At 50.4% G+C, this 1,940-nt stretch carries 1 protein-coding gene; it reads right to left on the bottom strand.

Translation table 11 applies throughout. The features are described 5' to 3' along the window. The coding region (locus tag F3H58_RS27020; protein ID WP_149744439.1) for a bZIP transcription factor at positions 1 to 505 on the bottom strand (505 nt) is incomplete at its 3' end. Between the last annotated feature and the right edge of the window lie 1,435 nt (positions 506 to 1,940).

Below are 1,940 nucleotides of genomic sequence, written 5' to 3'. Positions count from 1 at the left end.
GAGCGACCGGCAAAACGTTCGGCAGTGCGTTCGCATTGACCGTGTCCAAAAATACGGCGGGGCGGTCCGTACTAAAAGCTTGGTTTTGCCTGCTGTCGCTTGATACCTGTAATGCAGTGAAACTTTCGGCTTCGCCAAGCTGGCCAAATTGTTCGGACAGAGTTGCCGGAGTTATCCCGTGCTCCTCCAACTGCATCGTGTAAAGTGCGTTGAGTTCCTTCAAACGCTCCAGCTCTGAAGTGAGCTTAGTGTTCTGTTTTTCTAAAGTGGATATCTTCAGCCTAGCATTCTTTGCTTCAGTCGCCTTCCTCTCCCGGCACGCGGCAGCGTTCACTCTGTTCCTAAGGGCCCTGCGTAACTTTTTCTGCTCATCCGTGAGATGCGAAAGGGAGTTCCGTGGATTTGTTCGCAACCGCTCCTGATACTCAGTACCTAAGTTCTCGTCAGTGCGCTGTATAAGCTCACCTCTATTAATCGATTCTGTCCAGATGTCGAAATCGCTCATTTTTAAATCCGTCGTGATCTAATAATTGCATTAAAATGCAACCAATATATCAGATGCAATACAGGTTTAGGTTTCAAAAGTAACTCCGATGTGAAAACGTAAATTACTTGCATGCCCGAAGCTCATTTGCGTAACCGGCGTGCCGCCGCATTATTTCACAGTTCGGCAGTGCCGAAATACGGGTGGAGCTCGGGGTTCAGGTCCTAGTGAGGCATTCCAACCTGCTATCCGTCCGTGGACTAATCTCTGCTGTGAAGCATGACATCCAGTCGATTGCCTAATATGGATGGATGTCAGTGCCGTATATGCTGAACCATTATTACAGAGATGCTCAAGCCTGCGCGGGCCCTGGCGGAACTGAAGCGTTTCTCGACACTTCCAGATTCAGCCGGCGCACACCCGAGCCGGAAATCACCCATTGATGTTCTCTCAAGGCAACGATCTATCGTTCGAGGGCATCGCTCAAAGGTGGGCGAATGATTCAGAGCAGCGCTCCGGGTACGATACGCGACGATTTCAAAAGCCGTCTTCAGTCAAATGTCTGCCTCTCGATAAATGATAATAGCGGATTATCCGCATCATCATATTACTCCGCTACAAATGAAGCGGCTTCCGGCATGACGGCCAAACTCCCTTATTCTATATTTTCAGGACCTAATATCCCAACTGTAGGTATCATCAACGGACGTTTTGAGCAAACATGACCAACCAAGAAAACATAGGCGACATCGTTAATCGTGAGTGCGGGACTAAACGCAGTTTTTCACAAGCCAAGTTCAGTGGGACACAGTCATCGCAGAATTGGACCGTAGCGGACATTCTCCCGCCCCTTTCAATGTCCCAAGAAATGCTGATGCTTTGCTTCCTCTCTGGTCAAGTAGAAGCCTCAGCTTGGCGGGAGCACCTTGAGGAAGATCAAATTCTAGCAGCCCATTTTTCTCTCGCAATGTCGAGAAGGCAATCTGAAGATCAAGTGTATCGCTCGGCCTAAAGTGACCGTCGCAGTGAGCTATGAGCGCAAGAACCACGTGGATCTTCGAGAAGGATAGGAAGCTAAGTGATCTAGGTCCTGTTGACAAAGTCGGATCGGGCGCATGTGGGTGATCGCGATGTGGCTATTATCAGCGGATGACAACCGCTCTTTGCCGGGTCTACGTTTTTCGAAGGTCAGGTTTCACTCCGTCCGGCGACACTGTGATCAGTGTTGCTCCTATGGACCGCGTTGTTTCGGTCTATTGTCACGAAAACGGGGGTGGGCGAAGACGGCCTTTTTTCGTCGTTCGGCGGGCAGCGGTCTTCAAGAATAACACCCCCGAGAGTGCTTCATCGGCAGATGGGGGGTAAGCCCACGGTGAAGGCCGTCTTGCGATGACGGCCTTCTGGCTGCCAGTCCTAGTGGTAACACTAGGAGCAGTCATATGACGAAGCATGCAAT

The sequence above is a fragment of the Rhizobium sp. NFACC06-2 genome (assembly GCF_900101425.1).
Lineage (GTDB): Bacteria > Pseudomonadota > Alphaproteobacteria > Rhizobiales > Rhizobiaceae > Agrobacterium > Agrobacterium leguminum.
The sequence above is the reverse complement of the archived record's forward strand: the minus strand, read 5'-3'. Positions and strand labels throughout refer to the sequence as shown.